The 448-nt window shown below is 65.6% G+C and carries 1 protein-coding gene; it reads right to left on the bottom strand.

Annotated elements, in window-relative coordinates; genetic code table 11:
• A partial coding sequence (locus AC0L3E_RS34645) for an aminotransferase class III-fold pyridoxal phosphate-dependent enzyme (protein WP_473606916.1) occupies positions 1-448 on the bottom strand: 448 nt, incomplete at both ends.

The raw sequence follows: 448 nt of genomic DNA, 5'->3' as shown, positions 1-448 counted from the left end.
TCCAGCACATCCAGGACGGCCAAGGCAGCCGCACAGGCCAGCGGATTGCCCGCGTAGGTTCCGCCCAGTCCGCCGGCGGCAACCGAATCCATGATCTCGGCTTTGCCGACGATCGCGGCGATCGGAATGCCAGCCGCCAGGCTCTTGGCCATCAGGAGCAGGTCAGGCTCGATGCCGGTGTGCTCGATCGCAAACAGGCGGCCGGTTCTGCCGAGGCCGGACTGCACCTCGTCGGCGACGAGGACGATGCCATGCTGATCGCAAAGGCGCCGGATACCTGCCATGAACTCAACGGGCGCCGGAATGAAGCCGCCTTCCCCCAGAAGCGGCTCGATGACGATCGCCGCGACCGCACTCGCCTCGATCTCGGATTCAAAGAGCGTGTCCAAGGCCGAAAGGCAGTGCTCGACGCTGACGCCCCGATACAGATCCGGATAGGGCGCGCGAT

The organism is Mesorhizobium sp. WSM4822 (assembly GCF_055811155.1).
Note: the sequence above shows the minus strand (reverse complement) of the source record. Positions and strands in the feature narration are given on the sequence as shown.